This is a genomic window from Nocardiopsis halotolerans DSM 44410 (genome assembly GCF_000341065.1).
In the GTDB taxonomy this organism is placed as follows: Bacteria; Actinomycetota; Actinomycetes; order Streptosporangiales; family Streptosporangiaceae; genus Nocardiopsis; species Nocardiopsis halotolerans.
Genome location: NZ_ANAX01000337.1, coordinates 1 through 5,174 on the forward strand (window position 1 = coordinate 1; position 5,174 = coordinate 5,174).

General features: G+C 71.2%; 5 protein-coding genes and 2 pseudogenes (1 of these 7 running past the window's edge). 4 read left to right on the plus strand and 3 right to left on the minus strand.

Annotation, left to right across the window (positions count from 1 at the left end):
• Positions 1 to 227, minus strand: a pseudogene (locus tag D455_RS31625) (DUF817 domain-containing protein); the annotation flags it as partial.
• A gap of 209 nt (positions 228 to 436) precedes the next feature.
• Here D455_RS31625 and metF point away from each other — a divergent pair.
• Positions 437 to 1,279 carry a methylenetetrahydrofolate reductase [NAD(P)H] gene (gene metF / locus D455_RS0125025; protein ID WP_017573407.1) on the plus strand — a complete coding sequence of 281 codons (843 nt, stop codon included), beginning with the start codon at positions 437 to 439 and terminating at the stop codon, positions 1,277 to 1,279.
• Here the strand turns inward: metF and D455_RS0125030 are convergent.
• Both D455_RS0125030 and bldD read right to left on the minus strand, forming a co-directional pair.
• Positions 1,212 to 1,826 (minus strand): GNAT family N-acetyltransferase, encoded by a 615-nt coding sequence (locus D455_RS0125030; protein WP_026122957.1) that lies wholly within the window; start codon positions 1,824 to 1,826, stop codon positions 1,212 to 1,214. The two genes, metF and D455_RS0125030, sit on opposite strands and share 68 nt — an antisense overlap.
• Before the next feature lie 341 nt (positions 1,827 to 2,167).
• Entirely contained in the window at positions 2,168 to 2,662 is a 495-nt protein-coding gene (bldD, locus tag D455_RS0125035) for a transcriptional regulator BldD (protein ID WP_013154123.1), read from the minus strand.
• Between the two features lie 500 nt (positions 2,663 to 3,162).
• On the opposite strand from bldD, the gene pyrR reads away from it, so the two are divergent.
• The 3 genes and pseudogenes from pyrR to D455_RS31630 all read left to right on the plus strand — a co-directional run.
• A complete protein-coding gene (gene pyrR, locus D455_RS0125040; protein WP_017573409.1) occupies positions 3,163 to 3,807 on the plus strand; it encodes a bifunctional pyr operon transcriptional regulator/uracil phosphoribosyltransferase PyrR in 645 nt (214 codons plus the stop codon).
• Entirely contained in the window at positions 3,807 to 4,715 is a 909-nt protein-coding gene (locus tag D455_RS0125045) for an aspartate carbamoyltransferase catalytic subunit (RefSeq protein ID WP_017573410.1), read from the plus strand. The genes pyrR and D455_RS0125045 overlap by 1 nt, the downstream gene beginning before the upstream one ends.
• 217 nt (positions 4,716 to 4,932) lie before the next feature.
• Positions 4,933 to 5,174: pseudogene (locus tag D455_RS31630) on the plus strand (dihydroorotase); it runs 1,043 nt beyond the window's last position.

The following is a 5,174-nucleotide window of genomic DNA, read 5'->3' on the forward strand; positions in this document are numbered from 1 at the left end:
AGGGAGCCGAGGTAGACGGCGACCGCCACCGCGTGGACGAGCAGGGCGCCGTAGCGGGGCAGGGGCGGTGGTGCCACCGCCGGGAACGCGAACCCGGCGAACATGCACACCGCGAACGCGCAGGACCGCGACTGCAACCAGGCGGAGCGCGGCGGTTGGGCGGCCCAGAACAGGACACGCGCGCCGGGGAGCGGGGCGGCGGAGGGCGCGGAGGGAGGAGGGGGCATCGACGCGTCCTCGCACGTCCCGGTGTACGGACCCGGGGGGAGCGTGGCGTCCGCCACCGGTCTCACGCAGTGGGATGTTCCTTCCATCTGGTGGGGAGCCCTCGCCTAAGGTGGTACGCATGCTGTCAGCACCGACCCGCCCCGCGGCGCCCCGAAGCCCGGCCCCCAGGCCGCGTCATATCCGCGAACTCCTCGACGCGGGCGAGCCGATGTTCTCCTTCGAGTTCTTCCCGCCGCGCACGCCCCAGGCGCAGCAGCGCCTGTGGCGCGCGATCCGGGAACTGGAGGCCCTCGGTCCCTCGTTCGTCTCGGTGACCTACGGCGCCGGTGGCAGTACGCGCGGCATGACCGTGGAGACCACCGAGCGCATCGCGACCGACACCACACTGCTGCCGGTCGCGCACATGACCCTGGTCGACCACTCCGTCGCCGAACTGCGCCACCTCGTGGGCCGTCTCGCCGACGCGGGCGTGTCCAACATGCTCGCCGTGCGCGGCGACCCGCCCGGCGACCCCGACGGCGAGTGGATCAGCCACCCCGAGGGCCTGACCTACTCGGAGGAGCTGGTGCGCCTGATCAAGGACAGCGGCGACTTCTGCGTGGGCGTGGCGGCCTTCCCCTACAAGCACCCCCGCTCGGCCGACGTCGAGACCGACACCGACCACTTCGTGCGCAAGTGCGAGGCGGGCGCCGACTACGCCATCACGCAGATGTTCTTCGACCCCGAGGACTACCTGCGCCTGCGCGACCGGGTGGCCGCGCGCGGTTGCGAGGTCCCCATCATCCCCGAGGTGTTCCCGGTGGTGCGCACCTCGTTCATCCCGCGCTCGGAGAAGCTCTCCGGAGCACCCTTCCCGCGCGACCTGGCCGAGCGCTTCGAGTCCTTCGGCGACGACGCCGAGGCCGTGCGGGCCTTCGGCATCGAACACGCCCAGCGCATGTGCGAGCGGCTGCTGGCCGAGGGAGCGCCGGGCATCCACTTCATCACCTCGAACCAGTCCACGGCCACCCGACAGATCTACCGGGAGGTCGCCGGCCACCGGACCCGGTGAGGGGCAGCCGGGCGGCCATGATCGAGAAGGGCTGATCGGGGCTGCCGGGGAAGGAGAAGTCCTCCAGCACCTCGGTGAACCCGCACGAACGGTACAGGTGGCGCGCCGCGGAGGGTCCCGAACGGGTGGACAGCACCGCGGTGCGCTCCGGCCTGCCCCGGCACAGGGCGTACAGCATGGACCGCCCCACGCCCTGGTTCTGCGCGTCGGGGTGGACGTGCACCTCGGCGATCTCCAACGGGTCGGACAGGTAGCGGCGCGCCTGCCGGGCCCGTCCGTCCGCGCGCAGCCCCTCCACGACCGTGTCGTGCCACCACTGGCCGCGGTACCCGTGGAAGGCGTAGGCGAAGCCGACCGGCTCGCCTCCGCGTACGGCCACCACCGAACGGAACCCGGGGTAGTAGGCGTGGCCGTTCATGATGGACGCCCGGCCGGGCAGCTGCTCCGGGGGCGGACGCATGGCCGCTTCGTACACCTGGAGCAGTGCGGGGACGGCGTGCGTGAAGGCGGGTGGGGCCAGTTCACGCAACTCGGTATCGGCTGCCACGGACCAAGGGTAGTCCCCGGTCGTCCGGTGTCCCATGGTTTCCGCGGTCGGGCGCGCGTGGCTCGGCGCGGGGTCCTTGACTGGCCCGTCGGGCTGGGGTTAACTGGTCTTTGTCGAACAGGAGTTCGACACAACTCCACTGGGCCCCCCTCTGGTGGAGGGCGGCGCGGTCGGGCTGGGGAGGGGAAGCCCCACGTCCGGCCGCGCCGCCGCACCGAGTCCGGAGGCCAGTCCCCGGCCCCGGACACGACGAGAACCGGCGTCCGCGAGGGGCGCCGGTTCTCGTCGTGCGGGTGCGGTCCTCGGTTGGCCGTTGTCAGGGGCCGGTGGATCGGGCTGGATCAGAAGGCGTCGACCGCGCGGCGGGCCTCGGGGTCGAGGACGCCCCAGTTGATGAGCTCCTCGGTGAGGTCACCCGGTGACTTGTCGTAGATGACCGCGAGTGAACGCAGGTCCTCCTGGCGGATGGAGAGCACCCGCCCGTTGTAGTCGCCCCGCTGGCTCTGGATCGTGGCCACGTAGCGGGACAGCGGCCCGGCCTTCTCCTGCGGCAGCTGCTGCATGCGCTCCAGGTCGATGACCAGCTTGGGCGTCGGCCCGAGCGGGGTGGGAGCCGCGCCGCCCGGCAGCAGCTCCGACATCGGGACGCCGTAGAAGTCCGCCAGCTCGGCGAGCTTCTGGACGGTGACGGCGCGGTCTCCGCGCTCGTAGGAGCCCACCACGACGGCCTTCCAGCGTCCGTGGGACTTCTCTTCCACCCCGTGCAGGGACAGGCCCTGCTGGGTGCGGATGGCACGCAGTCGCGCGCCAAGGGACTTGGCGTATTCGGATGGCATCTTCTTGTCGCTCCCGGCCGTGACGGTGGCTGGCGTGGTGGGGGAGACGTCCGCTCGTACTCGGCGGGCCGCCTGGGCGGTCCAGCGGATGGTCACGGGATGCAACCCCACCCGGCAGTGGTTACAGACAGTGACGGTAGGGGGGTCTGCCTTCCAGGTCAAGCCGTTGGTGTGAAACGCGACTAATCAGTGGCCAAACCGCGCGTAAGTGAGACACCTCTCATGTGGGGACCGAACGGGACGAGTCGTGCGTCACGATGATGCGAAAAGCCCGCTCCTCCAGGGAATTCCGGGTTTCCGCCCCTTCGTGGCCGTATCCACTGGGTGACGATATGACCACGTTCGGATGGGGGGGTGTCTGCTTGGTATGTGACGAGAGTCACATTCGTAACCTCAGGTCATCGGCCACTCCGCGGGGGTCGTGGTCTCCGCTGGTAGCGTGGATCCGATCGACATCCTTTAACGACCTGTTCAGTGAGGCAGGGAAGGGAGTCACTACTTTGCGTGCTCGAAAACCCACCGATGGTGGCGCCGGTGGGGACGCCTCCCCCCAGGCCCCCGAAGGCACCCGCGCCGTCCTCGACGGCCCCGAGATCAACCGGGCACTGACCCGCATCGCCCACGAGGTGCTCGAACGCACCAAGGGCGGCCGGGACGTCACCCTCCTGGGCATCCCCTCGCGCGGGGTCCCGCTCGCCGACCGCCTGGCACGGCGCATCGAGCGCGTGGAGGATCTCTCCGTCCCCGCGGGTTCGCTCGACATCACGATGTACCGCGACGACCTGCGCTCCGCCCCCGTCCGCGCCCTCGGCAGAACCGAGATCCCGGCGGGCGGCCTCGACGACCGCGTGGTCGTCCTGGTCGACGACGTGCTCTTCTCCGGCCGCACCGTCCGGGCCGCCCTGGACGCCCTCGGGGACCTGGGCCGCCCCCGCGCCGTCCAGCTCGCCGTCCTGGTCGACCGGGGCCACCGCGAACTCCCCATCCGCGCCGACTACGTGGGCAAGAACCTGCCCACCTCCCTGCGCGAGAACGTCACGGTGCGTCTGGAGGAGACCGACGGACACGACGCGGTCCTCCTCGGCCCCGCCCGCCGACGGACGGAACCCTCCTCACGTCCCGACAGCACGGAGGGGAACTCCTGATGCGCCACCTGCTCTCCACCGGCGACCTCTCCCGTGACGAGGCCACCCTCGTCCTGGACACCGCCGCCGAACTCGCCCAGGTCGGCGACCGCTCCGTCAAGAAGCTGCCCACCCTGCGCGGACGCACCGTGGTCAACCTCTTCTACGAGGACTCCACCCGCACCCGCACCTCCTTCGAACTGGCCGCCAAGCGCCTGTCCGCGGACGTCATCAACTTCTCCGCCAAGGGGTCCAGCGTCTCCAAGGGCGAGAGCCTCAAGGACACCGCGCTGACCCTCCAGGCCATGGGCGCCGACGGCGTCGTCATCCGGCACAGCGCCTCCGGAGCCGCGCACCGCCTCGCGAACTGGGTCGACGGCTCCGTCCTCAACGCGGGTGACGGCACCCACGAGCACCCCACCCAGGCCCTGCTGGACGCCTTCACCATGCGCTCGCGCCTGGGACGTCTGGAGGGGCTGCGCGTGGCCGTCGTCGGCGACATCCTGCACAGCCGCGTCGCCCGCTCCAACGTGCTGCTGCTCACCACCCTGGGCGCCCACGTCACCCTGGTCGCGCCGCCCACCCTGCTGCCGGTCTCGGTGCACACCTGGCCGTGCGAGGTCTCCTACGACCTCGACGCGGTCCTGCCCAAGACCGACGTCGTCATGATGCTGCGGGTGCAGGCCGAGCGCATGAAGGAGTCCTTCTTCCCCTCCACGCGCGAGTACAGCCGCAACTACGGCCTGGACGGCGAGCGCCTGGCCCGCATGCCCGAGGACGCGATCGTCATGCACCCCGGCCCGATGGTCCGCGGCATGGAGATCTCCGCCGAGGTCGCCGACTCGCCCCGCTGTACCGTCACCGAGCAGGTCGCCAACGGTGTCAGCCTGCGCATGGCCGTGCTCTACCTGCTGCTCGGCGGCTCCTAGCCCGGTGACCCACAAGGTTCACCGGCCCGGCGCCTCACGCGCGTGATCCCGTACCCGTGGCGGGGTTCGACGCTCCGAACCCGCTGCAGGTACGAGGGCCAGCGCAGATGGAGGCCCATGTGCCACACCAGCGACGTTCGCGGCCAGCCCGCCAGGTGAACCCCGGCACCCGACGCCGCCCTCCCCATACGAGAACCACGAGGAAGCCAACACCGCGATGCCCGACACCCACGGACCGCACCTGATCCGCGGCGCACGTCCGTTCGGCGGCGAGCCCGTCGACCTGCTCCTGGCCGACGGCCGGATCGCCGCGACCGGTCCCGACCTCGACGCGCCCGAGGGCGCCCACACCGTCGACGCGACCGGCCTGGTCGCCCTGCCGGGCCTGGTGGACCTGCACACCCACCTGCGCGAGCCCGGCCGTGAGGACGCCGAGACCGTCGCCACCGGCTCCCCCCC

Coding starts and splice junctions, on each gene's coding strand:
- D455_RS0125045 (WP_017573410.1), top strand. CDS start 3,807: ATGCGCCACCTGCTCTCCACCGGCGACCTCTCCCGTGACGAGGCCACC.
- metF (WP_017573407.1), top strand. CDS start 437: ATGTTCTCCTTCGAGTTCTTCCCGCCGCGCACGCCCCAGGCGCAGCAG.
- bldD (WP_013154123.1), bottom strand. CDS start 2,662: ATGCCATCCGAATACGCCAAGTCCCTTGGCGCGCGACTGCGTGCCATC.